Annotated in this window: 21 protein-coding genes; 8 read left to right on the top strand and 13 right to left on the bottom strand. The window is 66.3% G+C overall.

Features of this window, described 5'->3' with window-relative positions:
• Positions 1–239 precede the first annotated feature (239 nt).
• A complete protein-coding gene (gene fdhA, locus IB255_RS14755; RefSeq protein WP_081519115.1) occupies positions 240–1439 on the top strand; it encodes a formaldehyde dehydrogenase, glutathione-independent in 1200 nt (399 codons plus the stop codon).
• Positions 1440–1734: 295 nt separating this feature from the next.
• On the opposite strand, the gene IB255_RS14750 is transcribed toward fdhA, so the two are convergent.
• The 7 genes from IB255_RS14750 to IB255_RS14720 all read right to left on the bottom strand — a co-directional run bounded on the left by IB255_RS14750 (position 1735) and on the right by IB255_RS14720 (position 10168).
• A complete protein-coding gene (locus tag IB255_RS14750) occupies positions 1735–2142 on the bottom strand; it encodes a lysozyme inhibitor LprI family protein (protein ID WP_081519114.1) in 408 nt (135 codons plus the stop codon).
• 186 nt (positions 2143–2328) lie between these two features.
• On the bottom strand, positions 2329–3441 hold the full coding sequence (locus IB255_RS14745; RefSeq protein ID WP_192210526.1) for a class II histone deacetylase: 1113 nt from the start codon (positions 3439–3441) through the stop codon (positions 2329–2331).
• A complete protein-coding gene (locus IB255_RS14740; RefSeq protein WP_192210525.1) occupies positions 3438–4829 on the bottom strand; it encodes a purine-cytosine permease family protein in 1392 nt (463 codons plus the stop codon). Before IB255_RS14740 ends, IB255_RS14745 begins: the two co-directional genes overlap by 4 nt.
• A gap of 66 nt (positions 4830–4895) precedes the next feature.
• Entirely contained in the window at positions 4896–5942 is a 1047-nt protein-coding gene (locus IB255_RS14735) for an ABC transporter substrate-binding protein (RefSeq protein WP_151188765.1), read from the bottom strand.
• A gap of 184 nt (positions 5943–6126) precedes the next feature.
• Positions 6127–7509, bottom strand: a complete 1383-nt coding sequence (locus IB255_RS14730; protein ID WP_138213622.1) for an aspartate aminotransferase family protein — start codon at positions 7507–7509, stop codon at positions 6127–6129.
• 172 nt (positions 7510–7681) lie between these two features.
• Positions 7682–9175, bottom strand: coding sequence for an aldehyde dehydrogenase (locus IB255_RS14725; RefSeq protein WP_192210524.1), 1494 nt, complete (start codon positions 9173–9175; stop codon positions 7682–7684).
• 195 nt (positions 9176–9370) lie between these two features.
• Positions 9371–10168, bottom strand: a complete 798-nt coding sequence (locus IB255_RS14720; RefSeq protein WP_192210523.1) for a carbon-nitrogen hydrolase family protein — start codon at positions 10166–10168, stop codon at positions 9371–9373.
• A 204-nt stretch (positions 10169–10372) separates the two neighbouring features.
• Between IB255_RS14720 and IB255_RS14715 the strand changes: the two genes are divergently transcribed.
• From IB255_RS14715 to IB255_RS14705, 3 genes are all read left to right on the top strand, one after another.
• On the top strand, positions 10373–11281 hold the full coding sequence (locus IB255_RS14715) for a LysR substrate-binding domain-containing protein (RefSeq protein WP_081519107.1): 909 nt from the start codon (positions 10373–10375) through the stop codon (positions 11279–11281).
• A 319-nt stretch (positions 11282–11600) separates the two neighbouring features.
• On the top strand, positions 11601–12629 hold the full coding sequence (locus tag IB255_RS14710) for a DUF5924 family protein (RefSeq protein WP_192210522.1): 1029 nt from the start codon (positions 11601–11603) through the stop codon (positions 12627–12629).
• 78 nt (positions 12630–12707) lie between these two features.
• Positions 12708–13547 carry an acyl-CoA thioesterase gene (locus IB255_RS14705; RefSeq protein ID WP_192210521.1) on the top strand — a complete coding sequence of 280 codons (840 nt, stop codon included), beginning with the start codon at positions 12708–12710 and terminating at the stop codon, positions 13545–13547.
• 175 nt (positions 13548–13722) lie between these two features.
• Here IB255_RS14705 and IB255_RS14700 read toward each other — a convergent pair whose 3' ends face one another.
• Positions 13723–14064 (bottom strand): zinc ribbon domain-containing protein YjdM, encoded by a 342-nt coding sequence (locus tag IB255_RS14700; protein WP_081519104.1) that lies wholly within the window; start codon positions 14062–14064, stop codon positions 13723–13725.
• A gap of 164 nt (positions 14065–14228) precedes the next feature.
• Here IB255_RS14700 and IB255_RS14695 point away from each other — a divergent pair, with 164 nt between their 5' ends.
• Together IB255_RS14695 and IB255_RS14690 are read left to right on the top strand one after the other, a co-directional pair.
• Entirely contained in the window at positions 14229–17201 is a 2973-nt protein-coding gene (locus IB255_RS14695; RefSeq protein WP_081519103.1) for an autotransporter domain-containing protein, read from the top strand.
• Between the two features lie 189 nt (positions 17202–17390).
• Entirely contained in the window at positions 17391–17657 is a 267-nt protein-coding gene (locus IB255_RS14690; protein ID WP_081519102.1) for a hypothetical protein, read from the top strand.
• 51 nt (positions 17658–17708) lie between these two features.
• Here IB255_RS14690 and IB255_RS14685 read toward each other — a convergent pair whose 3' ends face one another.
• The 3 genes from IB255_RS14685 to IB255_RS14675 all read right to left on the bottom strand — a co-directional run bounded on the left by IB255_RS14685 (position 17709) and on the right by IB255_RS14675 (position 21756).
• Positions 17709–18344, bottom strand: a complete 636-nt coding sequence (locus IB255_RS14685) for a c-type cytochrome (RefSeq protein WP_225594832.1) — start codon at positions 18342–18344, stop codon at positions 17709–17711.
• A gap of 170 nt (positions 18345–18514) precedes the next feature.
• Positions 18515–20329: a sodium-extruding oxaloacetate decarboxylase subunit alpha gene (oadA, locus tag IB255_RS14680; RefSeq protein ID WP_081519101.1), complete on the bottom strand. Its 1815-nt coding sequence runs from the start codon at positions 20327–20329 to the stop codon at positions 18515–18517.
• An 11-nt stretch (positions 20330–20340) separates the two neighbouring features.
• Positions 20341–21756, bottom strand: a complete 1416-nt coding sequence (locus IB255_RS14675) for an acetyl-CoA carboxylase biotin carboxylase subunit (protein ID WP_024766119.1) — start codon at positions 21754–21756, stop codon at positions 20341–20343.
• A gap of 227 nt (positions 21757–21983) precedes the next feature.
• Between IB255_RS14675 and IB255_RS14670 the strand changes: the two genes are divergently transcribed.
• The gene (locus tag IB255_RS14670) at positions 21984–22919 is read left to right on the top strand and encodes a LysR family transcriptional regulator (protein ID WP_192210520.1); all 936 of its coding nucleotides are present in this window, start codon (positions 21984–21986) and stop codon (positions 22917–22919) included.
• Here the strand turns inward: IB255_RS14670 and IB255_RS14665 are convergent.
• Positions 22873–23088 (bottom strand): PA3496 family putative envelope integrity protein, encoded by a 216-nt coding sequence (locus IB255_RS14665; RefSeq protein ID WP_081519099.1) that lies wholly within the window; start codon positions 23086–23088, stop codon positions 22873–22875. The genes IB255_RS14670 and IB255_RS14665 overlap by 47 nt on opposite strands.
• 124 nt (positions 23089–23212) lie before the next feature.
• Positions 23213–24097 carry a transcriptional regulator HexR gene (gene hexR / locus IB255_RS14660; protein ID WP_045214017.1) on the bottom strand — a complete coding sequence of 295 codons (885 nt, stop codon included), beginning with the start codon at positions 24095–24097 and terminating at the stop codon, positions 23213–23215.
• 90 nt (positions 24098–24187) lie between these two features.
• Between hexR and zwf the strand changes: the two genes are divergently transcribed.
• Entirely contained in the window at positions 24188–25663 is a 1476-nt protein-coding gene (gene zwf / locus IB255_RS14655) for a glucose-6-phosphate dehydrogenase (protein WP_192210519.1), read from the top strand.
• Positions 25664–25696 lie beyond the last annotated feature (33 nt).

Genomic DNA, 25696 nt, shown 5'->3' with positions numbered 1-25696 from the left:
GGAGCAGTTCGGCGCCACCGGCTTGCACGGTGTCCGCCCCACACACGGATATCCCCTCTCCCGCTTGCGGGAGAGGGTTAGGGAGAGGGGCTCTTGAAGCCTGGCTCCCCTGCACGAGCAACACCGACAGACCACCGGCTGCCAATCCCCGGCCCTGTCGCGCAACACACGACATCCCAGTGCAGAACCGCGAGCCGCGAGGCCCGCCTTTGTACCCACAAACACAATGAGGAATGCGTATGTCTGGCAATCGTGGTGTGGTTTATCTCGGCCCGGGCAAGGTCGAAGTTCAGAACATCCCCTATCCGAAGATGCAGGACCCGCAGGGCAAGCAGATCGACCACGGAGTGATCCTGCGCGTCGTTTCCACCAACATCTGCGGCTCCGACCAGCACATGGTCCGTGGCCGTACCACAGCGCCCGAAGGCCTGGTGCTGGGCCACGAAATCACCGGCGAGGTGGTGGAGATCGGCCGTGGCGTGGAAACCATGAAGATCGGCGACCTGGTCTCGGTGCCGTTCAACGTCGCCTGCGGCCACTGCCGCACCTGCAAGGAGCAGCACACCGGCGTCTGCCTGACGGTCAACCCGTCCCGCGCCGGCGGCGCCTATGGCTACGTCGACATGGGCGGCTGGGTCGGTGGCCAGGCCGAGTACGTGATGGTTCCCTACGCTGACTTCAACCTGCTGCGCCTGCCCAACCGCGACGCGGCGATGGAGAAGATCCGCGACCTGACCTGCCTCTCCGACATCCTCCCCACCGGCTACCACGGTGCGGTGACGGCCGGCGTCGGTCCGGGCAGCACCGTGTACATCGCCGGCGCCGGTCCGGTCGGTCTCGCCGCCGCCGCTTCGGCCCGCCTGCTGGGCGCGGCCGTGGTGATCGTCGGTGACGTCAACCCGACCCGCCTGGCCCACGCCAAGGCCCAGGGCTTCGAGATCGCCGACCTGTCCAAGGACACTCCGCTGCACGAGCAGATCGCCGATCTGCTGGGCGAGCCGGAAGTGGACTGCGCGGTCGATGCGGTGGGCTTCGAGGCCCGTGGCCATGGGCATTCGGGCTCGCAGCACGAGGCTCCGGCCACCGTGCTGAACTCGCTGATGGGTGTGGTGCGGGTCGCCGGCAAGATCGGCATTCCGGGCCTCTACGTCACCGAGGACCCGGGCGCGGTGGACGCGGCCGCCAAGCAGGGCTCGCTGAGCATCCGCTTCGGTCTGGGCTGGGCCAAGTCGCACAGCTTCCACACCGGCCAGACCCCGGTGATGAAGTACAACCGTCAGCTGATGCAGGCGATCATGTGGGACCGCATCAAGATCGCCGACGTCGTCGGGGTGGAAGTCATCACCCTCGACCAGGCGCCCAAGGGCTATGGCGAGTTCGATGCCGGCGTGCCGAAGAAATTCGTCATCGACCCGCACAGCCTGTTCAGCGCAGCCTGACAGCGCAGCTTAACCCCCGGCCGCGACTCCACTTCCGCGGCCGTCTCTCCAGGGGAGCCGCAAGGCTCCCTTTTTTTCTGCCCGCAGGTTAGAGCCCGTTCCTGCCAGATATTCCTCCGCTCAGGTCGACCCTCACCCTAACCCTCTCCCAAAGGGAGAGGGGACCGTGCGGTGGAGGATGAAACCGCAGCTTCAGCCGGCACGGTCTGCTCCCTCTCCCTGAGGGAGAGGGCTGGGGTGAGGGGGACGCGCAAACACGAAGCTACCCGGGGAAGAACCGTTGCTCCTGCAAGTATCAGGGCTTGGGCGCAGGGCAGTTGAAGTCGCCTTCCTGGCAGTCGGACAGCACCTGCAGTTCCTTGATGCGGTTGTCGGTCATGACTTTCAGGCAATTGTTGTAGGCCATCGGGTAGCCCGAGCCGCCCTTGGCGCCGGCCGTCTCGAACTGGCAGCTGAGGTCCCGGTAATTCAGCCAGGCCTTCTGCGCAGCGGTCAGGGCCTTCTTCTGCCCAGCATCCAGGCGCTGGCGATACTGCCCGAAGAGGTCGTTGAGACGCTTGTCGCTGGCCTTGTAGGCAGCGCCGGTGCAGGCATTGATCTCGCCCTGAGTCTGGGCGTCGGCACAGTCGTCGGCGGCCTGGGCGGCCGCGAAGAACACCAGCTGGCTGGCAGGCAGGAGCAAGAGGAAGGACAGGGACTTCATAAGACGCGATCCGTTGTTTTGGATGGAACCCCCACTCTAGCCGCTTCGGTCATGATCCGGCCAAGCGGCGGATAACGCTTGGGCCGTTATGCGCCCTACGCACGCGCTCAGGCCCGGTAGAAACGTAGGGCGAATAACCGCTTGCGGTTATCCGCCGTTACGTCGCCAGGCGCCATGCTAGCAACATCAGCCGAGCAGCTTCGCCGCCATCCGCTCCAGCGCCTGGCGCTGGAAGGCGCGGAAGTCCGCGTCGGGCTGCTGGCCTTCGAGCATCGGCAGGAAGGGATCGACCACCTCGGTGCGCACGCCGGCCATTTCCTCGATCACCGCGTGGCCGCAGAACGGCACGTAGGCTTCCGCGTAGCCGCCTTCGTGCACCACCACCAGACGCCCTTCGCACAGGCGTTCGGCGGCGTCGCGCACGGCGGCGGTCATGAAGCGGAAGGTCTCGCTGTGGGCGAGCATGCGCGCCAGCGGGTCCACGCCGTTGGCGTCGAAGCCGCTGGCAACCACGATCAGCTCCGGCTGGAAGCGTTCCAGCGCCGGCACGATGATGGTCTCCATCGCCACGCGGTAGGCGTCGTCACCGCTGCCCGGATAGAGCGGCACGTTGAGGTTGTAGCCCTTGCCCGCACCCTCGCCGATGTCACCCACCGCACCGGTGCCGGTGGGGTAGCAGTCGGCCTGGTGGATCGACAGGGTCAGCACGTCGTCGCGACCGTAGAAGATCGCCTCGGTGCCGTTGCCGTGGTGCACGTCCCAGTCCAGCACTGCCACACGCTTGATACCGTGGCGCGCCTTGGCCGTCTCCACCGCCACGGCGATGTTCGCCAGGTAGCAGAAGCCCATGCCGCGATCCGGCAGGCAGTGGTGGCCCGGCGGACGGGACAGCGCGTAGGCGTTGTCCAGCTCGCCGCGCAGCACCGCATCCACCGCGGCGATGGTCAGGCCGGCGGACTGCCGGGCGATGTCGTAGGTGCCATGGCTGACCATGGTTTCCTCGCCCATGTCGCCGTGGCCGACTTCGCTGTAGGCCTTGAAGCGCTCCAGGTAGCTGGCCGGGTGCACCCGCAGCAGATCTTCCTCGCTGGCCGGCGGCGCGCTGGACAGGTGCAGCTGGCTGCTCAGCCCGGACACATCCATCAGGCTTTTCAGCCGACGCTTGCTCTCCGGCGACTCGGCGTGGCCGCCGCCCACCGGCGGCTGCAACCAGCCACCGACGGGAAGGATCAGCGCGTGCAGCCCGGTCGCGTGCCAGAAGCAGCGCTCGTCGAAGAAGAACCCGGTACGACGACTCATGCGCGGGCCGCCTTCAGGGCACGCTGGCGCTTGCGGCTGAACAGCCAGTAGACCGGCGAGACCACGCCCAGGCCGACCACCCAGGAGATGTCCGCACCGTTCATGGCCTGCGCGGCGGCGCCGGTGTAGAGCGCGGTGGACATGAACGGAACCTGCACCAGGATGCCGAGGATGTAGCAGTTCACCGCTGTCCAGTTGAAGGTGCCGTAGATGCCGCCGTCACGCCGGAAGAACGACAGCACGTCGTACTCGCCATGGGCGATCAGGTAGTAGTCGACCAGGTTGATCGCACTCCAGGGCACCAGCACGTAGAGCAGCAGCAGGATGAAGTTGGTGTAGTTGGCCATGAAGTTGTCCTGGCCGAGCAGGGCGATGGTCAGCGAACCGCCGAACAGCGCCAGGGCAATCACCGCGCGCCAGCCGGCCTTGGCCGACCAGGCGGGAATCAGCGTCTGGCCGACGGTGATGGCCGAGAGGGTGCCGCAGTACAGGTTCATCGAGTTGGTGGCGGCGATGCCGATGGAGAACACCGCGACCATGATGGCGCTGAAGCCGCCGGTCATCTCGATCAGGCCGGCAATGACGTCGCCCTCGCCCACCGACAGGCCGACCAGCACGCCCAGCAGCATCGGCAGGATCGAACCCAGGCAGCAGCCCCAGTAGCTCGACCAGAACGCGGTGCGCGAACCGGTGCCCTGCGGCATGTAGCGCGAGTAGTCGGACACGTAGGGCGCATACGCCAATTGCCACAGGGCGGCGATGGACAGCGCGCCGAGGAAGCCGGGGATGTTGTTCTCGTTGCGCTCAAGCAGGTCCGCCGGCAGGCCGTGGACGAACACCAGCCAGACGAAGCTGACCAGCAGCACAGCGCCGGACAGCCAGGACATCACGCGGGTGTAGCCGTGGATCAGGCGGTAGCCGAACACCGTGGCGATCACGCTGATCGCGCCCACCAGCAGGATGCCGGTGTTGGTGCCGATCATCTCGAAGCGCGCGTGCAGCGCCTGGCCGCCGAGCACCAGGTTCGAGGCGAAGAAGCCCAGGTACATGATCACCACCAGGGCGACCACCAGCAGGGAGCCGAAGGAGCCGAACTGGCCGCGGGTCTGCACCATCTGCGGCACGCCCAGCTGCGGACCCTGGGCCGAGTGCAGGGCCATGAACACGCCACCCACCAGGTTGCCGAGTACCAGCGCCAGCACGGCGGCGAAGAACGGCAGCTTGAACACGGTGACCGCCAGGGCGCCGGTGACCACGGTCAACAGCATGATGTTGCTGCCGAACCAGATGGTGAAGAGGTCGCGGGCGCGGCCGTGTCGTTCGTGTGCGGCGATGGGCTGGATGGTGCTCAGCTCCAGAGTCGTCGCCTGGTTTTGCGTCGTTGTCATTGTGTTTCTCACGCGTCGTTGGCAAGGCAGGCCCGGCGCGGACGCCGGGCTTGGATCAGGAAAGGATCAGCGGGCGGCCCAGGCGTTGAAGCGCTGCTCGAGCTCTTCGCCGTGGTCGACCCAGAAGGCCGCGTCCACCGAGCGGGCGCCTTCGAGGTTGGCCGGCGCGGTGGGCAGCGCGTCGCGCACGTCCGCCGGCAGCAGGTCCAGCGTGCCCTTGTGCACCGGGCCGTAGGGGATGTTCTCGGAGAAGGTCTTCTGGGTTTGCGGCTGGCTGGCGAAGGCGATGAACTTCTCGGCCAGCGCCTTGTTCGGCGTGCCCTTCACCACGGCCCAGTATTCCGGGTCATAGAGGCTGCCCGGCCAGACGATGCCCAGCTTCACGCCTTCCTTCTGCGCGGCGGCGATGCGGCCGTTGTAGGCGGCGCTCATCACCACGTCACCGGCGGCCAGCCACTGCGGCGGTTGCGCGCCGGCTTCCCACCACTGGATGTTGCCCTTGAGCTGGTCGAGCTTGGCGAAGGCGCGATCGACACCTTCCTTGGTGCCGAGCACCTTGTAGAGATCTTCCTGTTTCACGCCGTCGGCCAGCAGGGCGATCTCCAGGGTGTACTTGGCGCCCTTGCGCAGGCCGCGCTTGCCCGGGTATTCGGCGGTGTTCCAGAAGTCGGCCCAGGATTGCGGGGCCTTGGCGACCTTGGCGCCGTTGTAGGCCATGACCATGGACCAGACGTAGGTGGCCACGCCGCACTCGCTGAGGGTGCCGGGGACGAAGTTCTTCTCGTCGCCGATGGCCGCCGGGTCGATGCGTTCGAACAGGCCTTCCTCGCAGCCGCGCAGCAGCTCGGGGCTTTCCACCTCGACCACGTCCCAGGTGACCTTGCCGACATCGACCATGGCCTTCACCTTGGCCATCTCGCCGTTGTACTCGCCGGCGACGATCTTGCCGGCGCCGCTGGCCTCGAAGGGCTTGAAGTAGGCCTGCTCCTGGGCCGCCTTGGTGGCGCCGCCGAAGGAGATGACGGTGATGCTTTGGGGCTGTGCATTAACGCTGCCGACAGCGGCAGCAAGGGCACAGGTGATGGAGATGCGCGTGAGCAAGGACACTTTCATGGAACGACTCCCACAGCCGGATTGGCGTTGTTGTGTTGCTGGGCAGTACTCCCGGCCAGAAGCCGGACAAAAGGGTTCCATCGCGCGGGCGTCTTTGCGCTCGCGGCGTTGTTATCAGGTATTCATGGAGCCGCAGGGCGGATAACGCTGGCGCGTTATCCGCCCTACAGTCGGCTCCGGCGCCTTACAGCACGCCGATTTCCTGGGCCGTGCGATCCACCGCGCGGCGGGTCTTGTCGACCAGTTCGTCGATCTCGGCACGGCCGGCGACCAGCGCCGGGGCCATGATCATGCGGCCAAGGGTGGAGCGGATGATCACGCCCTCCTCGAAGCCGATGGTGCGGCAGCGCCAGGCGATGTCGTTTTCATTGTCGAAGCGCTTGCGGGTGGCCTTGTCCTGGACAAATTGCAGCGCAGCGACAAAACCGGTGCCCTGGATGTCGCCCACCAGCGGGTGGTTGCCGAAGACTTCACGCAGGCACTGCTGCAGGTACGGGCCGGTGTCGTTCTTCACCGCATTCACCCAGCCCTCGTCACGCAGCGCACGCAGGTTGGCCACCGCCACCGCTGCCGCCACCGGGTGGCCGGAGTAGGTCAGGCCGTGGGCGAACACGCCGCCCTCTTCCACCAGCGCCTGGGCGATGCGCTTGCTCAGCACCAGGCCGCCCATGGGGATGTAGCCGCTGGTCAGGCCCTTGGCGATGGACAGGGTGTCGGGCTGGAAGCCGAAGTGCTGGTGGGCGAACCACTCGCCGGTACGGCCGAAGCCGCCGATCACTTCGTCGGCGCACAGCAGCACGTCGTACTGACGGCAGATGCGCTGGATTTCCGGCCAGTAGCTTTCCGGCGGGAAGATCATGCCGCCGGCGCCCTGGAAGGGTTCGGCGATGAAGCCGGCGACGTTGTCGGCGCCCAGCTCGAGGATCTTCTCTTCCAGCTGCAGCGCGCAGCGACGGCCGAATTCGGCCGGGGTCAGGTCACCGCCGGCGGCGAAGAAGTAGGGTTCGTCGATGTGCGCGATGTCCGGGATCAGGCCGCCCATCTCGTGCATGAACTTCATGCCGCCCAGCGCGGTGGCTGCCAGGGTGGAGCCGTGGTAGCCGTTCCAGCGGCCGATCATGATCTTCTTCTGCGGCTTGCCTTCGATCTGCCAGAAGCGGCGCACGGTACGGATCAGCACCTCGTTGGCCTCGGAGCCGGAGTTGGTGTAGATCGCGTGGCTGTAGTGGTCGGGCAGCAGGCTGAAGAGGGTCTCGGAGAGTTCGATCACCGCCGGGTGGGTGGTGTGGAAGAACATGTTGTAGTACGGCAGCTCGTCGAGCTGGGCGGTGGCGGCGGCGGTCAGGTCCTTGCGGCCGTAGCCCAGGTTGGTGCACCACAGGCCGGACATGCCGTCGATGTACTTGTTGCCATCGTTGTCCCAGAGGTGCAGGCCTTCGCCACGCACCATCACGCGCGGGCCCTCGGCGTTCAGCGCCTTCTGGTCGAGGAAGGCATGGATGTGGTGGGCCGCGTCCGCTTTCTGATATTCGCGGGTATCACGTGGCGCTCTCTTCGGGTCGGTCATCGACTTTCTCCTCTATCCCTCGGCGGTGCTCCGGCAGCCGGCCTGAGGGGTCTTCAGGGGATCGAGGGCGACGGACTTACCTAGGCAGTCTCACCGGCCGTCTCGAACGGTTCGGTTAGGAATTCGGGTGTTGCTCAGGCGCCGGGCGCGACCCCGGCGGCCTGTCTTTCATTCAGTCGCGCAGCTGGAACCAGGTGGTCTTGAGCTGCGTGTATTTATCGAAGGAATGCAGCGAGAGGTCGCGGCCGAAGCCCGACTGTTTGCCGCCACCGAACGGAATCGCCGGGTCCAGCGCGTCCACGGTGTTCACCGACACGGTGCCGGCGTTCAGCTTGCGCGCCACGCGGTGGGCGCGATGCAGGTCGTCGCTCCACAGGGAAGCGGCGAGGCCGTAGATGCTGTCGTTGGCCAGGCGCACGGCTTCTTCTTCGCTGTCGAAGGGGATGACTGCAAGCACCGGGCCGAACACTTCGTCGCGGGCCAGGGACTGCTCCGGGCGCACGCCGGTGAAGATGGTCGGCTCGATGAAATTGTCCGAGCCATTGAAGCTCAGCTGACGGCCACCGCAGGCGAGCTGCGCGCCGTCGCTCTGGGCGCGATCGATGCAGGCCATGATGCCGGCGGTCTGCTTGTTGTCGACGATGGAACCGGCGCGGCTGGCCGGGTCCAGCGGGTCGCCCGGAGTCCAGTCGCGGGCCTTGGCGATCAGGCGCTCGACGAACTCGTCGTGGATCGAGCGCTCCACCAGCAGGCGCGAGTTGGCCGAGCAGACTTCGCCCTGGTTGAAGAAGATGCCGAAGGCGGCCTTCTCGGCGGCCAGGTCGAGGTCGCGGCAGTCGGCGAACACCAGGTTCGGGCTCTTGCCGCCGCACTCCAGCCAGACCTGCTTGAGGTTGGACTGCGCGGAATACTGCATGAAGTATTTGCCGACCTGGGTCGAACCGGTGAACACCAGGGCGTCCACGTCCGGGTGCAGGCCCAGCGCCTTGCCGGCGCTTTCGCCCAGGCCCGGCACGACGTTCAGCACGCCTTCGGGGATGCCGGCTTCCAGCGCCAGCTCGGCCAGGCGCAGGGCGGAGAATGGCGATTGCTCGGCGGGCTTGAGCACCACGGAGTTGCCGGCGGCCAGCGCGGGCGCCAGCTTCCAGGCGGCCATGTCGAGGGGGAAGTTCCACGGCACCACGGCGCCGATCACGCCCAGCGGCGCGCGGGTGATGGTGGCCAGGGCGTTCTGCGCGGTCGGCGCGACCTGGTCGTAGAGCTTGTCGAGGCTTTCGGCGTACCAGGAGAACACGCCAGCGGCGCCGGGGACGTCGATGTTCCAGGCGTCCATCACCGGCTTGCCCATGTTCAGGGTGTCGAGCAGGGCCAGTTCGTCGCGGTGGGCCATCATCAGCTCGGCGAGCTTCTGCAGCACGGCCTTGCGCTCACGCGGCGCCATGCGTGCCCACGGGCCGGTTTCGAAGGCCTTGCGGGCGACGCGCACGGCGGCGTCGACTTCGGCCGCGCCACAGGCAGCGACATTGGCCAGCAGGCGATTGGTCGCCGGGTCGATGGCGGCGAAGGTCGCGCCATCCTGTGCAGTCACGCGGCGGCCGCCGATCAGCGCGCTGTCGATGAAAGTCTGCCGGGCAGCACGCTGCCGCCAATCGTTGAGCTCGTACACCAGGGCACTCCTGCTTCGCTCGCCCTCGAGGGACGTTGTTGTTCGAATGTGGATTGGATGGTCGCCCAAGGCCTTGCCAAGGAAAATTATTAAATTTGTCTTCGGGGTATATGAAAAAGCTGGGCAGCCACGCACCGGCCCGGAGCGTTGCGCACCATCACGGTGCGCGCCTGCGCACCGCTGCAGGGCCCGTATTCAGCGGGTCAGCGCCTCGTAAAGCTCGGGGCGACGGCACGGCAGGTAGGGGAAAGTGCCGGCCTGGCGGGCGCGCTGCTGCGGGTGCAGATCGACGATCAGCAGGCTCTCCGCGGGCCCGGCGGCAGCCAGACGCTCGCCATCCGGCGCGACGATGCAGGAGCCACCGAGGAAGGCCAGCCCGTCCTCCACGCCACAGTGGTTGCAGTAGGCGACGAACAGCTGGTTCTCCACCGCCCGCGCCGGAACTATCACCCCCGGCACCGCGCCGTATTCGGGCGTCAGCGCGGTGGGAATGAGGATCAGCCCAGCGCCGTTCAGTGCGTGGGTGCGCACCGCTTCGGGGTACTCCACGTCGAAGCAGATCAGCAGGCCGATGCGCCAGCCGGCATAGTCGAACGGCGCTTCCAGCACATCGCCGGCGCTGAACACCTCGCGCTCCATGGCACCGAACAGGTGCGCCTTGCGGTAGTGGCCCAGCGCGCTGCCGGACGGGCCGATCACCTGCACCGAGTTGTACGGCTTGCCGCCCTGCGGATGGCGCTCGGCGTAACCGTAGGCGATGGCCAGCCCGAAGCGCTGCGCCAGCTCGCCGATGCGCTGGGCAGACGGGCCGTCCGCCGCCTCGGCCAGCTCGTTCATCCGCTGCGGTACGTTGTAGCCACCCAGCCACAGCTCGGGGCAGAGCAGCAAGTGCGCGCCGGCAGCAGCGGCGGCGCCGGCCTGGCGCTCCAGTTGGTCGAGGTTGCCGGCAACATCGCCGGGGAGGCCGCAGGTCTGCCAAAGGGCCATGCGCATGAGCTTTACTCCAGGCTGCGTGTACGGGATTTGCAGGGCGCTTTCACGCACTGCGCTGGAGTATGCCCGCGCCCGGAGGGTCGCAGCAGGCGGCCAAGGCCATGAAAAATGTGGTCCCCGGCGAGGAAAATCTTCGCCATGGGCCGCCCCCGCCGGCCGGCCCAACGCGGTATCTTGTATAAAAAAGCATCAACGAGGCGTGCAGTGGCTTCCTATACCTTGCGGCAATTGAAGTATTTCGTGACCACCGTGGAGTGCGGCAGCGTGGCCGAGGCGTCGCGCAAGCTGTACATCGCGCAGCCGTCCATTTCCACGGCGATCAAGGGACTGGAAGAGAGCTTCGGCGTGCAGTTGTTCATCCGCCACCACGCCCAGGGCGTGTCGCTCACCCCCAGTGGCGCGCGCTTCTACCGCAAGGCGCAGGAACTGCTGCGCATGGCCCACGAATTCGAGCAGAACGCCCTCGCCGACAACGACGTGGTGGCCGGGCAGATCGACATCGGCTGCTTCGAAACCGTCGCCCCGCTCTACCTGCCGCGCCTGATCTCGGGTTTCCGCGAGCGCTACCCCGGCGTGGAAATCCGCATCAGCGATGGCGAGCAGCAGGAGCTGGTGCAGGGCCTGACCGCCGGCCGCTTCGACCTGGCGCTGCTCTACGAGCATGACCTCGACGCCACCATCTCCACCGACCCGCTGATGCCCGCCCAGCGCCCCTACGCGCTGCTGCCGGAGAACCACCGCTTCGCCAAGCAGGACAAGGTCTCCCTGCGCGATCTGGTGCTGGAGCCGATGATCCTGCTGGACGTGCAGCCCAGCCGCACCTACTTCGTGCGCATCTTCGAGGAACTGGGGCTGAACCCGCACATCGCCTTCAGCTCGCCCTCGATCGAGATGGTGCGCGGCATGGTCGGCCAGGGCTTCGGCTTCTCCCTGCTGGTCACCCGTCCGCATTCCGAGTGCACCTACGACGGCAAGAAGGTGGTGACAGTGGATGTCGCCGAAGAGGTCAGCACCTCCGGCCTGGTCGCCGCCTGGCTCAAGCGCGCCCAGCTGACCAAGCCGGCGCAGCTGTTCGTCGACTATGCGCGGGAGGAGTTGAGCGGGAAGCACTGAGTCCCGCTCCTGACATCTCGCTTTTCGTAGGACCGAGGGGGACGCCTAGTCCTTGCTCGCGAACCCGTCCTCCTGCGCGGCGGCTGCCCTCTCCCTAACCCTCTCCCTGAAGGGAGAGGGAACTGTCCTCCACAGGCTGAAGGACCGACGCTCGCCGACTGACTCCGTAAATGCCCCAACGCTGCGGACGGCCCCCTCTCCCTCCGGGAGAGGGCTGGGGTGAGGGGCCACGCCCGAACCCCCTCCCGTCACTCCCCGTGCCCCGCGCCGACATCCGGGGTTACAATCTCGCCCCCAATCCGCAATGCCTTCCCGCCCCATGCTCATCTGGAAAGAGCGCGTGCAGCGCCTCATCACTCTCGTCCTCGGCCTGCTGCAGAAGTATCCGCGCGTCATCGCCCTGTTCGGTTTCTGCTCCGGCGTCTTCAGCTTCATCATGGTGGACCGCCACCGCGCCGGCTTCGCCCGCGCCATGGCCATCGTCATGCTGGTCAGCTGGATCTGGCTGATGCTGGAGAACCTGCTTACCGACCGCTTCAAACGCCGTTTCGGCTGGGAAGTGCCACCGGGCCTGCTGCGCTACGCGACCCAGCTGATCCACCAGGAAAGCCTGTTCTTCTGCCTGCCGTTCTTCTTCGTCACCACCACCTGGAACAGCGGGCAGGCTCTGTTCACCGGCGTGCTGACGCTGGCTGGCCTCGCGGCGATCACCGACCCGGTCTACTACAAGTGGCTGTCGGTGCGGCGCTGGACCTTCCTCGGCTACCACACCCTGACGCTGTTCGCGGTGCTGCTCACCGCGCTGCCGATCATCCTCCACCTGAGCACCCCGCAGAGCTACCAGGCGGCACTCGGCATCGCCGTGCTGCTGTCCTTCCCGAGCCTGGCGGTGACGGTGAAGATCCACAAATGGTGGCGCTGGTTCGCCCTCGTCGGCCTGACCCTGTCCATCGGCGCGGTGGGATGGTTCGCCCGCGCCTGGGTGCCACCCTCGACCCTGTGGATGACCGAGATGGCGGTGACCGAGAGCTTCGACAACGCCCAGCGCACCCCCGGCGACAGTCTGGAAACGGTCAGCGTTGCGCAGATCAAGAGTCAGGGCCTCTACGCCTACACCGCGATCAACGCCCCGCGCGGGCTGAACGAGCGCATCTACCATGCCTGGCGGCTGAACGGCCAGGAAGTGGACCGCATCGCCCTCGACATCAAGGGCGGCCGCGAGGCCGGCTACCGCGCCTGGACACACAAGCAGAACTTCCCCACCGACCCCAGCGGCAACTGGCAGGTGCAGGTGCTCACGGAAGCCGGGCAGGTGATCGGTACGCTCAGGTTCGAGGTCACGCCCTGACCACTCGGTCTCCTTGACCCGACTCGGCGCTTTCCCCTACAAGACCCTCTCCCCAGAACAAAAAGCGCCGAGAGAGTCATGACCGATACCGCCCAGCACCCGTTCGACCGCGCCGTGGCCCTGCAACCCGTGACCGGCCAGCCCAACCTCTACGAGGGCCATACCAGCCAGGACTACTGGAACATGGTCGGCCCCTTCGGCGGCGTCACCGCTGCGGTCCTGCTGCAGGGCGCGCTGCGCCACCCGCAACTGCTCGGCAGCCCGGTGTCGCTGACGGTGAACTACGCTGCGGCAGTCGTGGCCGGCGCCTTCCAGGTCGAAGCCGTGCCGGTGCGCACCAACCGCAGCACCCAGCACTGGCTGCTGCAACTGACCCAGGCTGATGAAGCCGGCGAGCAGCAGGTCACCACCACCGCCACCCTGGTCACCGCGCTGCGCCGCGAGACCTGGAGCCTGACCGACATCCCCGCGCCGGACCTCGCCCCGCCCAGCGACTTCGAGCCGATGAGCCCCGCCGCCAAGGGGGTAGCCTGGCCCAAGCAATATGAGATGCGCCCGGTCTCTGGTGCCTTCCCCACCCAATGGGACGGCAGCGGCGAGACCAGCCGCAGCCAGCTCTGGCTGCGCGATGCCCAGGACCGCCCGCTGGACTTCCTGTCCCTGGCGGCGATGAGTGACATCTTCTACCCGCGCATCTGGCTGCGCCGCGCCACCCCGGTGCCGGCCGGCACCGTGTCGATCACCACCTACTTCCACACCGACGCCGCGCAGATGGCCGAGGTCGGCAGCGGCTACCTGCTCGGCGACGCCCGCGCCCAGGAATTCCGCAACGGCTTCTTCGACCAGAGCGCCCAGCTGTGGAGCCAGTCCGGCGCACTGCTGGCGACCAGCAACCAGGTGGTTTACTACAAGGAGTGAGCCACTGCTCACCCCGTAGGATGGCGTGGAGCGAAGCGATACCCATCAGTTCCTGCAACAGCGAGCGATGGGTATCGCAAGTTTTGCGCTCATCCTGAGCCCTCTCCACGGCTGAAAACGGCGAACAAAAAAAGCCCGGCACATGGCCGGGCTTTTTTATGGGCAGCGAGAAGGCTCAGACCTTCTTCACGAACTCCGACTTCAGCTTCATCGCACCGATGCCGTCGATCTTGCAGTCGATGTCGTGGTCGCCGTCCACCAGGCGGATGTTCTTCACCTTGGTGCCGACCTTCACCACCAGGGACGAGCCCTTGACCTTGAGGTCCTTGATCACGCTGACGGTGTCGCCATCCTGCAGCAGGTTGCCGACCGCGTCCTTGATCACGCGGGTATCGCCTTCGGCCTCGCCCGAGCCGTCGGCGGACCACTCATGGGCGCACTCGGGGCAGACCAGCTGGGCGCCGTCTTCGTAGGTGTATTCGGAGTTGCATTGGGGGCAGGGCGGCAGCTGGCTCACGGCGATTCTCACACTGGAAACGGTAAAAAGACCGCAGAGTATATAAGGTTTCTCCCGTCCCTGCCCGGCGACGAAGTTGGCAAGGGGCCAGCACCGTTACAAAAGCGTAAGAATCCATCGCTATAAAAGGCGGCCACTTCGATAAGAAAAAGGACGCCCGTACCATGCTGCACAAGCCCTCCCCGCTCGCGCTGAGCATCGCCTTGGTACTGGCGAGCCTGGCCGCCGAAACCGCCCACGCCGTGCCGGTATCGCCCATCATCAGCGACGCGCAGACCAGCAGCCGCACCCTGGCCAACCAGGACACCCTGACCGTCACCAGCACCGGCAGCCTGGTCACCAGCGGCAAGAGCGTCGACCTCAAGGGCGCGGCCACCGGCAGCGGCGTGGTCATCGACAACAGCGGCCTGATGCAGTCCACCACCGGCCGCGTGGTCGATACCTCCGGCAGCGACAGCACCACGCGCTTCTACCAGATCATCAACCGCGAAGGCGGGCGCATCCTCGGCTACGACGACGCCATCCGCATGAACAACCCGTTCAGCGCCGGCAACGTGCTGGTCGACAACGCCGGCAGCATCTATTCCGCCACCGGCCAGGCGCTGGACTTCGACAAGCTGCAGAGCAATGCCACTGTCACCCTGATCAACCGCGCCAGCGGCGTCATCCACAGCGATGGCAACGACGCCATCCGCCCCGGCGGCAACGCGACGATCACCAACTACGGCGAGATCAGCAGCTCGGACATGATCACCGCCGACACCAAGAACGACGGCATCGACTTCCAGGGCGCAGCGGGCGGCTACGTGGAAAACCACGGCCTGATCAGCGGCGGCCGCCACGGCATCACCACCGATGTCGGCGCCACCCTGATCAACTACGCCGACGGCGTGATCATCGGCCGCAATGGCTCGGGCTTCGGCTCCGACGGCGACGGCACCGTGATCAACTACGGGCGCATCACAGGCTCCTACAACGGGCTGGTTCCGGATGGCGACGGCGACGGTGTGGACATCGATTACACCGGCCACATCGAGAACCACGGCATCATCGAAGGCACCGGCGCCGCCGGCTCCAAGGACGGCTCGCCGAATGGCAGCGAAGGCATCGCCATGGGCGGCGGTACCATCATCAACTACGCCGGCGCAATCATCCGCAGCGTCGACCGCGGCATCCTGGTCGACGACGGCAACGGCAACAGCGGCTTCAGCTCCACCTACCTGGAGAACCACGGCACCATCACTGGCGAGAAGCTTTCCGGCGTGACCCTGTCCGGCGACCTCGACGACACCGTGATCAACGATGGTCTGATCCACGGCGGCAATGGCGTGGCCCTGGAAATGGGTGGCGGCAACGACAGCCTGGTGCTGCTCTCCGGCAGCCGCTTCGAAGGCCTGGTGGACGGCGGCAGCGGCCGCGACACCGTGACCTTCGATGACGCCGCCGGCGGCAGCTTCGGCAACAGCGCCAACTTCGAATGGCTGGACGTGAAACAGGGCAGCTGGACGCTCTCCAGCACCGACGACTTCAGCGAAGGCGGCGAAGTCTTCAGCGGCGCCAGCCTGAACAACACCGGCAGCCTCCTCGGCACCCTGCAGATCGACCAGGGCGCCACCTACTCGGGCAGCGGCAGCGTCGGCGGGCTGAACGTCGCCGGTACCCTGGTCGCCTCGCCGGCAACCGGTGCCGCCCAGGTGACCGGCAACCTGAACCTGCAGAGCGGCTCGACCCTGGCCTTCGGCGTGGAGCCCAGCGGCGCCCACGCCACCGTGCTGGTGGACGGCAGCACCCGCATCGACGGCTCGCACCTCGCCGTGCAGGCCGGCAGCGGCAACTGGCCGTGGCAGAGCAGCGTACAGGTGATCAGCTCCACCGGCGGCGTCAGCGGCCAGTTCGCCGACGTGAAGAGCAACTTCGCCTTCCTCACCCCGACCCTGAGCTACAGCGCCAACAGCGTCGACCTGCAACTGACCCGCAACGACGTGCAGTTCGGCGACCTGGCCAGCAGCAGCAACGGCCGCAACGCCGGCTCCGCCCTGCAGAGCCAGAACGGCGGCGCGCTGTACAACGCGCTGATCACCAGCGACGCGAGCAACGCCACTTCCGCCCTGGAACAACTGGCCGGCGCCAGCAACGCCAGCCTGGCCGCCGCGACCATCGCCGGCAGCCAGCAGGTCGGCAGCGCCATGCTCAACGCCGTGCGCCAGCTGGGCAGCAACAGCCTGCTGGCGGCCACCGAGCGCAGCGACACACCGATGCTCGCCGCCACCGGCGTACCCAGCGCAGCGCGCAACCTGAACGACCCGAACGCCGCCGGTCGCCTCTGGGTGCAGGGTATCGGCAGCCACGGCAAGCTCGACGAACACGACAACAGCGGCGACCTGCAACAGAACACCGGCGGAACCCTGCTCGGTGCCGACTGGGCGGTGACTCCGGACTGGCGCCTGGGCGTGCTCGGCGGCTACTCGCACACCGACCTGGACGGCAGCGGCGGCGTCTCCGGCGACATCGACAGCTGGCACCTGGGCGCCTACGCGCTGCACCAGAGCGGCCCGCTGGCAGTGCGTCTGGGTGCGGCCTACAGCAGCCATGACGGCGAGAGCAAACGCCGGGTGGAGTTCGACGGCTTCAGTGATCGTCCCAAGGGCGACTACGACGCCGACAGCTGGCAGGCGTTCGCCGAGACCGGCTACGCCATGGGCAGCGGCCGTCTGAGCGCCGAGCCCTACGCACGCCTGGACTACCAGCGCTACGAGCGCGATTCGTACGACGAGAAGGGCGGCGCCGCCGCGCTGCACGTCGACTCCCAGGACCAGGACAACCTGAGCAGCACCCTCGGCCTGCGCATCGCCCGCCTCGACACCCTGAGCAACGGCATGAGCTTCACCCCGCGCCTGGGCCTGGGCTGGCGTCACACCTTCGGCGACATCGACAGCGAAACCCGCCAGTCCTTCCTCGCCGGCGGCGACGCCTTCAGCGTCCAGGGCACCGCGCTGGATCGCAACAGCCTGCTGCTGGACGTCGGCTTCGATGTCGGCGTCTCGGCGCGCAACACCGTCGGCATCGGTTACAGCGGGCAGATGGGCAGCAACGCGCAGAACCACGCGCTGATCGCCCAGTGGCAGATGGCGTTCTGATCGCGATCCACTGACGAAAAAGCCCGGCGCAAGCCGGGCTTTTTCTTGGGCGCTGTTAAGACGAGAGATTCGGAAATTTCGCGGCCTGTCTCGGATCCCGACACATAGCCTCAGCGAGCGCCGACGGCAAAGCTTGCCGCCCCGGTCAGCCGACCGGTATCCGCCCAACCTCGATGAGTGAGCACTCCCATGAAAAAGCTTTGCATCCTGATCGCTGCCTGCGCCGTTCTTGCCGCCTGTGGCAAGCAAGAGGAACAAGCCTCGAAGACTGCCGTCCCCGCAGCTGCCCAGCAGGAAACCAAGCCTGCGATCCAACCGGAAGCCAAGCCGGCAGAACCGACAGCCCCTGCTGAACAGACCGCGCCGGCAGAGTCGACGGCGCCTGCCGAACAAGCCGCCGCCCCGGTCCAGCCGGACGCTGAAGCAGCCAAGCCGGCCGACGACAAGCAGCAGTAAGCCTCCGCCGTTCAGTCCAACAGCCAGCCGCCTCCGGGCGGCTGGCTGCTTTCAGGGCTGCAGCTGGCTGATATAGGCAGCCAGTGAGGTGATGTCGTCATCGTTGAGCAGTGCCGCCACCGCCAGCATCGGCGAGTCCGCACGGCTCGGATCCTTGTCGCGGTAACGTTGCAGGGCATGGGTCAGGTAGACCTGCGGCTGCCCGGCTATACGCGGGAAGCCGTCGTGCCCCATGGCCTTCTCGCCGTGGCAGGTGACGCAGACGGTGGCGAAGCGCCGGGCGCCCTGTTCCACCAGCGCCTTGTCCGGCGCCGCCTCCGCGCGGGGCAGGACCTTCTGCTGGCTGAAGTAGTAGGCGATGTTGACCCGCTCGTTGATGCTCAGCAGCTTGGCCGCCTGGTTCATCACGAAGTCGGTGCGCTGGCCGTCGACGTACTTCTCGAAGGCGTCGAAGAGGTACTGCGGGTTCTGCCCGGCCAGGTTGGGGATGTAGTCGCGCTTGCTGTTGCCATCCTTGCCGTGGCACTTGCTGCACAGCAGGATGCGCTCCTGCGCGGCGGTATAGGCCTGCTCGCGCTTGGCCGGGTCCTGCTCCAGGGCGGCAAGGCGATCCATCATCTCCGATGACTGCGCCAAAGCCTGGGTGGCCCCGCACAGCAGCACCCACAACAGAACGACTCTCCCCATCGCCGCACCCTGGTCAGTCAATTTTCCCAGCGTGGAACATAGAGCCTTTCTGAAGGAATTTTCCGACGCAGATCAACCAATGGCGCGACGCCGGAAATCCTCCGGGCAAAAAAAGGGGGAGCATCGTGCTCCCCCGTGGGACTGAACCTTAAAGACCCGTCTGTCCTTGGTCAGCCTTCAATTTCAACCAGGATCTCACCGGGGTTGACCCGGTCGCCCTTGGCTACGTGGATGGCCTTCACGGTGCCGGCGATGCCCGCCTGCACTTCGGTCTCCATCTTCATTGCTTCGGTGATCAGCACGGCCTGGCCGGCCTTCACGCTGTCGCCTTCCTTGACCAGCACATCGACGATGTTGCCCGGCATGGTGGTGCTGACGTGGCCCGGCTCGCTGGCCTGCTTGCGCTTGTTGCCGCCGCCGCCGATGAACTCGTTGAGCGGCTCGAACACCACCTCTTCGGGCATGCCATCCACCGACAGGTAGAAGTGGCGCTTGCCGTCGGTCTTCACGCCGACGCCGGTGATGTCCACGCGGTAGCTTTCGCCGTGCACGTCGACCACGAACTCGGTCGGTACGCCTTCACCGCCAGCAGCGGCCACGCCCTTGCCGTTGGGGATCGGCAGCAGCTCTTCGGGCTTCAGGGTGCCGGCGGCACGCTCTTCGAGGAACTTGCGGCCGATGTCCGGGAACATGGCGAAGGTCAGCACGTCCTCCTCGGACTTGGCCAGGCTGCCGATCTCTTCGCGCAGCTTGTTCAGCTCCGGCTTGAGCAGGTCGGCCGGGCGCACGTCGATGACTTCTTCGTTGCCGATGGCCTGGCGGCGCAGGGTTTCGTCGATCTTGCCCGGCGCCTTGCCGTAGCGGCCCTGCAGGTAGAGCTTCACTTCGTTGGTGATGGTCTTGTAGCGCTCGCCGGCCAGGACGTTGAAGAACGCCTGGGTGCCGACGATCTGCGAGGTCGGGGTGACCAGGGGCGGGAAGCCGAGGTCTTCGCGAACCCGCGGGATTTCCGCGAGCACTTCCGGCATGCGGTTCAGCGCGCCCTGTTCCTTGAGCTGGTTGGCCAGGTTGGAAATCATCCCGCCCGGAACCTGGTTGACCTGCACGCGGGTATCCACGCCGGTGAACTCGCTCTCGAACTGGTGGTACTTCTTGCGCACGGCGTGGAAGTACATGCCGATTTCCTGGATCAGCTCCAGGTCCAGGCCGGTGTCGAACGGGGTGTCGCGCAGGGCGGCAACCATCGACTCGGTGCCCGGGTGGCTGGTGCCCCAGGCCATGCTGGAGATGGCGGTGTCGATGCGGTCGGCGCCGTTTTCCACAGCCTTGAGCTGGCACATGCTGGCGACGCCGGCGGTGTCGTGGGAGTGCACGACCACGTCCAGCGGCAGCGCATCCTTCAGCGCCTTGACCAGCTCGCCGGTGGCGTAGGGGGTCAGCAGGCCGGCCATGTCCTTGATGGCGATGGAGTCCACGCCCATGTCGGCCATGGCTTTGCCCTGGGCAACGAAGGCGTCGATGGTATGCACCGGGCTGGTGGTGTAGGCGATGGTGCCCTGGGCGTGCTTGCCGGCGGCCTTCACGGCCTCGATGGAGACGCGCAGGTTACGCACGTCGTTCATCGCGTCGAAGATGCGGAACACGTCGATGCCGTTGACCGCCGCCTTGGCGACGAAGGCACGGACCACGTCATCGCTGTAGTGGCGGTAGCCGAGCAGGTTCTGCCCGCGCAGGAGCATCTGCAGGCGGGTATTGGGCAGCGCGGCCTTGAGCTTGCGCAGGCGCTCCCACGGGTCTTCCTTGAGGAAGCGCACGCAGGCGTCGAAGGTGGCGCCGCCCCAGACTTCCAGCGACCAGTAGCCGACCTGGTCGAGCTTGTCGCAGATCGGCAGCATGTCTTCGGTGCGCATCCGGGTCGCCAGCAGCGACTGGTGGGCGTCGCGCAGGATGGTATCGGTGACGGTGACTTTCTTGGAAACGGTCATGTACGAATTCCTCACAGGCCAGCGTGGGCGGCAATGGCGGTAGCGATGGCGATGGCCAGGTGCGACGGGGTGCGCTTGATGGAGTACTGGGTCAGTTCCGGGTGGCTTTCGACGAAGCTGGTGTTGAACTGGCCATTACGGAATTCCGGGTTCTTGAGGATTTCCTGGTAGTAGGCCGCAGTGGTCTTCACGCCCTGCACGCGCATGTCGTCCAGCGCACGCAGGCCACGGTCCAGCGCCTCTTCCCAGGTCAGCGCCCAGACCACCAGCTTCAGGCACATCGAGTCGTAGTACGGCGGGATGGTGTAGCCGGTGTAGATCGCCGTGTCGGTGCGCACGCCGGGGCCGCCGGGCGCGTAGTAGCGGGTGATCTTGCCGAAGGACGGCAGGAAGTTGTTCTTCGGGTCTTCGGCGTTGATCCGGAACTGCAACGCGAAGCCACGGTGGATGATGTCTTCCTGCTTGACCGAGAGCGGCAGGCCGGAGGCCACGCGGATCTGCTCGCGGACGATGTCGATGCCGGTGATTTCCTCGGTGATGGTGTGTTCCACCTGCACGCGGGTATTCATCTCCATGAAGTACACCTCGCCATCGGCGAGCAGGAACTCCACGGTGCCGGCGTTCTCGTAGCCCACGGCCTTCGCCGCGCGCACGGAGAGGTCACCGATGTAGGCACGCTGCTCGGGGGTGAGCTGCGGGCTGGGGGCGATCTCGATCAGTTTCTGGTTGCGGCGCTGGATCGAGCAGTCGCGCTCGAACAGGTGCACGGTGTTGCCGAAGGAGTCGGCGAGAATCTGCGCCTCGATGTGCTTCGGGTTGACGATGCACTTCTCGAGGAAGACTTCCGCGCTGCCGAAGGCCTTGGTGGCCTCGGAGATCACGCGGGGGAAGTTCTGCTCCAGCTCTTCGCGGCTGTTGCAGCGGCGGATGCCGCGGCCGCCACCGCCGGAGGTGGCCTTGAGCATCACCGGGTAGCCGATGCGCTCGGCTTCGGAGAGGGCTTCGGCCAGGTCTGCGACGTTGCCTTCGGTGCCGGGGGTGCAGGGCACGCCGGCGGCGATCATGCTGCGGCGCGCTTCGGTCTTGTCGCCCATGCGGCGGATGACTTCCGCCGACGGGCCGATGAACTTGATCCCGCGTTCGGCGCAGATATCGGCCAGCTCGGCGTTCTCGGAGAGGAAGCCGTAGCCCGGGTGGAGGGCGTCGCAGCCGGTTTCCACCGCCAGGTTCACCAGGGCGCGGGGGTTCAGGTAACCCGCCAGCGGATCGGCGCCCAGGCTGTGGGCTTCGTCGGCGCGCTTGACGTGCAGGGCGTGACGGTCGGCATCGGAATAGACGGCCACCGAACGGATGCCCATCTCGGCGCAGGCGCGCACGATCCGGACAGCGATCTCCCCACGGTTGGCGATCAGGATTTTCTTGATCACTGCGGCTTTCCCTCGGCCCGGGCCTTTTGGACCCCGGCGTAAAAACCCATCGGCAGCTCCGGTCGCGGCAGCTGGCTCTCTCGGCCGGAGCGGGTTCCGGCGTGTTTTTACCCTAGCGCGGGAGGGAGGATTAACCAAAATCAATAATTATTGGGGTAGCCATAAAGAATGCTTTATAGTTGAGCGGAAATGTCGCGATCAGGCCGTGTTCTATGCGTAAGTCATTGATGCGTATGACCCTTCGCCAGCTGCAGGTTTTTCGTGCGGTGTGCGAAAGCCGTTCCTACAGCCGCGCCGCGGAGGAAATGGCCCTGACCCAGCCGGCGGTCAGCCTGCAGATCCGCCAGCTGGAAGAACTGGTCGGCCAGCCGCTGTTCGAGTACATCGGCAAGAAGCTCTACCAGACCGATGCCGCCGACGCCCTGCTGCGCGCCACCACCGACATCTTCCAGCGCCTGGAAGTGCTGGACATGAACCTCTCCGACCTCAAGGGCTCGCTGCAGGGCCAACTGCGCCTGGCAGTGGAATCGAGCGCCAAGTACATCACCCCGCACCTGTTCGCCACCTTCCACGCGCAGCACCCGGACGTCAGCCTGAACCTCACGGTGGTCAACCGCGCCCAGGTGATCAAACGCCTGTCGGACAACCGCGACGACCTGGTGATCATGTCCCTGGTGCCGCAGGACATGGCGCTGGAATTCCTGCCCTTCCTGAACAACCCCATTGTGGCCGTGGCGCCGCCGGACCATCCGCTGTGCAACGCCGCGAAGCTTTCGCTGAAGGACCTGGAGCCCTACCCGCTGCTGATCCGCGAGCCCGGCTCGGGCACGCGCAAGGCCTGCGAGGAACATTTCCAGCAGAAGCGCGCGCACTTCCCGCAGACACTGGAGTTCGCCTCGCTGGAAGGTTCACGCGAAGGAGTGCTGGCGGGTCTGGGACTGGCGCTGCTGCCGCGCCACGCGGTGAGCCGCGAGCTGCAATCCGGGCTGCTGCATGAGCTGCCGGTGGAAGAACTGCCGCTCTACCGCAGCTGGTGTCTGGTGCACGCCCGCGGCAAGCGCCTGAGCCCGGTGGCCCAGGCGTTCGTCGCCTTCATCCGTGAAGAGCGGGCGCTGATCAGCCAGCTGGCCGAACGCTTCGCCGGCCCGCCTTCGCCGAAGTGAGGTAGGCGGCCGCGATCAGGTCGGGGTAATCGGAGGTTTCGAGGGCGAGGCGCTGGGCCTCCATGCGGTCCTCGATGGCGCGACGGAACTGCATGCGGCGCTGGTCTTCGAGCTTGCGGCGGGTCTTGCTATCCACTTGGAGCTGGGTGTCGTCGATATGGCGGGGCATCTCGCATCTCCCAAGGCCTAAGGGCTGGAGACGCCAGCATGCTGACGACGGATGACCGTTTGACGACGTGGTGGTGAAGCCCCGGTGACGCCGACGGGCGGTCGGCGACACCGTCAGGGACGGATCAGGACGCCTCTTCCGGGCGCTCCTCATGGTTCTTCACCACCTTCGGCGACAGGCGCAGGCTGCGCAGGCTGCGCTTCACGCTCTTGAGGTGATTCACCAGGTCCGGGCCGCGGGCCATGGCCACGCCCATCGCCAGCACGTCGATCACCACCAGGTGAGCGATACGCGAGGTCAGCGGGGTGTAGATATCGGTGTCTTCGTGGACATCCACCGCCAGGTTCACCGTGGCCAGGTCCGCCAGCGGGGTCTGGCTGGGGCACAGGGTGATCAGCGTGGCACCGGCTTCGCGCACCAGGTTGGCGGTCACCAGCAGGTCCTTGGAGCGGCCGGACTGGGAGATGCAGATCGCCACGTCCGAGGGCTTCAGGGTTACCGCCGACATGGCCTGCATGTGCGGGTCCGAGTAGGCCGCCGCCGACAGCAGCAGGCGGAAGAACTTGTGCTGGGCGTCCGCCGCCACCGCGCCGGAGGCGCCGAAGCCGTAGAACTCGACACGCTGGGCATGGGCGATGGCCGCGATGGCGCGCTCCAGGGCGTGGGTGTCGAGGTTCTCGCGCACTTCCATCAGCGAGTGCAGGGTGGTGTCGAAGATCTTCAGGCTGAAGTCCGCCACCGAGTCGCTTTCGTTGATCGAGAACTGGCCGAAACTGGCGCCGGCGGCCAGGCTCTGCGCCAGCTTGAGCTTGAGGTCCTGGAAGCCGGTGCAACCGATGGCGCGGCAGAAGCGCACGATGGTCGGCTCGCTGACGCCCACGCTGTGGGCGAGGTCTGCCATGGAGCTGTGCATGACCGATGCAGGGTCCTGCATCACGTGATCGGCAACCTTGAGCTCCGACTTGCGGAGCAGATGACGCGACTGGGCAATGTGCTGCAAAAGGTTCACAGGGATAGGCTCGGTGATAGTTGTCTGAAATTTATGTAGTCTTGTTGTAGTTATACTACAAAACTAACCGCCACGCCCAGGGAATAAGTCTTGAATACGCCCGCCAGCCTTAGTCTTCCCAGCTCCTGCGACATTCTGGTGTTCGGCGGCAGCGGTGACCTGGCGCTGCACAAGCTGCTGCCGGCGCTCTACCACCTGCACCGGGAGAATCGCCTGCCGGCCGACACGCGGATCTTCGCCCTCGCCCGCAGCCAGCGCGACAACGCCGCCTACCTCGCCCTGGCCGAACGCAACTGCCGCGCCCAGGTGGCGCGCAGCGACTTTTCCGCCGAGGCCTGGCGCAGTTTCGCCCAGCGCCTGGAATACGTGGCGATGGACGCCTCCCAGAGCGCCGACTTCGGCCGCGTGGCCAAGGCCCTCAAGCGCACGGATGGCCGGGTGCTGGTGCACTACCTGGCCACCGCACCGAGCCTGTTCGCGCCGATTGCGCAGAACCTGAAGATTGCCGGTCTCGCCGGGCCGCTGGCGCGCATCGTGCTCGAAAAGCCGTTGGGGCATTCGCTGGAGTCGGCGGTGGCGATCAACCAGGCCATCGGCGAAGTATTCGACGAGTCGCGGGTGTTCCGCATCGATCACTACCTGGGCAAGGAAACCGTGCAGAACCTGATGGCCCTGCGCTTCGCCAACACCCTGTTCGAGCCGGTGTGGCGCAACGGGCACATCGACCACGTTCAGATCACGGTCAGCGAAACCCTGGGCGTGGAGAACCGCGGCAGCTACTACGACCATGCTGGGGCCATGCGCGACATGGTGCAAAACCATCTGCTGCAGCTGCTCTGCCTGGTGACCATGGAGGCGCCGGTGCGCTTCGACGCCGAAGCGGTGCGCAACGAGAAGGTGAAGATTCTCCAGGCGCTCCGGCCGATTTCCGGGCAGGACGTGCAGGACAAGACCGTGCGCGGCCAATACACCGCCGGGCACATCGGCGGGCAGGAAGTGCCGGCCTACTGGTTCGAGAAAAATGTCGACAACGACAGCGATACGGAGACCTTCGTCGCCGTTCAGGCAGAGATCGACAACTGGCGCTGGAGCGGCGTGCCGTTCTACCTGCGCACCGGCAAGCGCATGGCGAAGAAGTGCTCGGAGATCGTCATCCAGTTCAAGCCGGTGCCCAACAGCCTGATCGGCAGCGGTGCCGGCGCGGCCAACCGCCTGTGGATAAGACTGCAGCCGGAGGAGCGCATCAGCGTGCAGCTGATGGCCAAGACCCCCGGCAAGGGCATGCAGCTGGAACCGGTGGAGCTGGACCTCAACCTTGCCCAGGCCTTCAGCACCAACAAGCGCCGCTGGGACGCCTACGAACGCTTGCTGCTGGACGTGATCGAGGGCGACTCGACGCTGTTCATGCGCCGCGACGAGGTGGAAGCGGCCTGGAGCTGGGTCGACCCGATCATCAAGGGCTGGCACGAGCACTACCTGAGCCCGCGCCCCTACCCCGCCGGCAGCAACGGGCCGGAACCGGCGCAGACGCTGCTGGAGCTGCAGGGGCGGCGCTGGCTGGAGTGATGCACCGAGCCGATCTCACCGGATGAACACGAC

Source organism: Pseudomonas sp. PDM22 (assembly GCF_014851965.1).
In the GTDB taxonomy this organism is placed as follows: domain Bacteria; phylum Pseudomonadota; class Gammaproteobacteria; order Pseudomonadales; family Pseudomonadaceae; genus Pseudomonas.
This window is presented reverse-complemented; position numbering and strand designations above follow the sequence as displayed.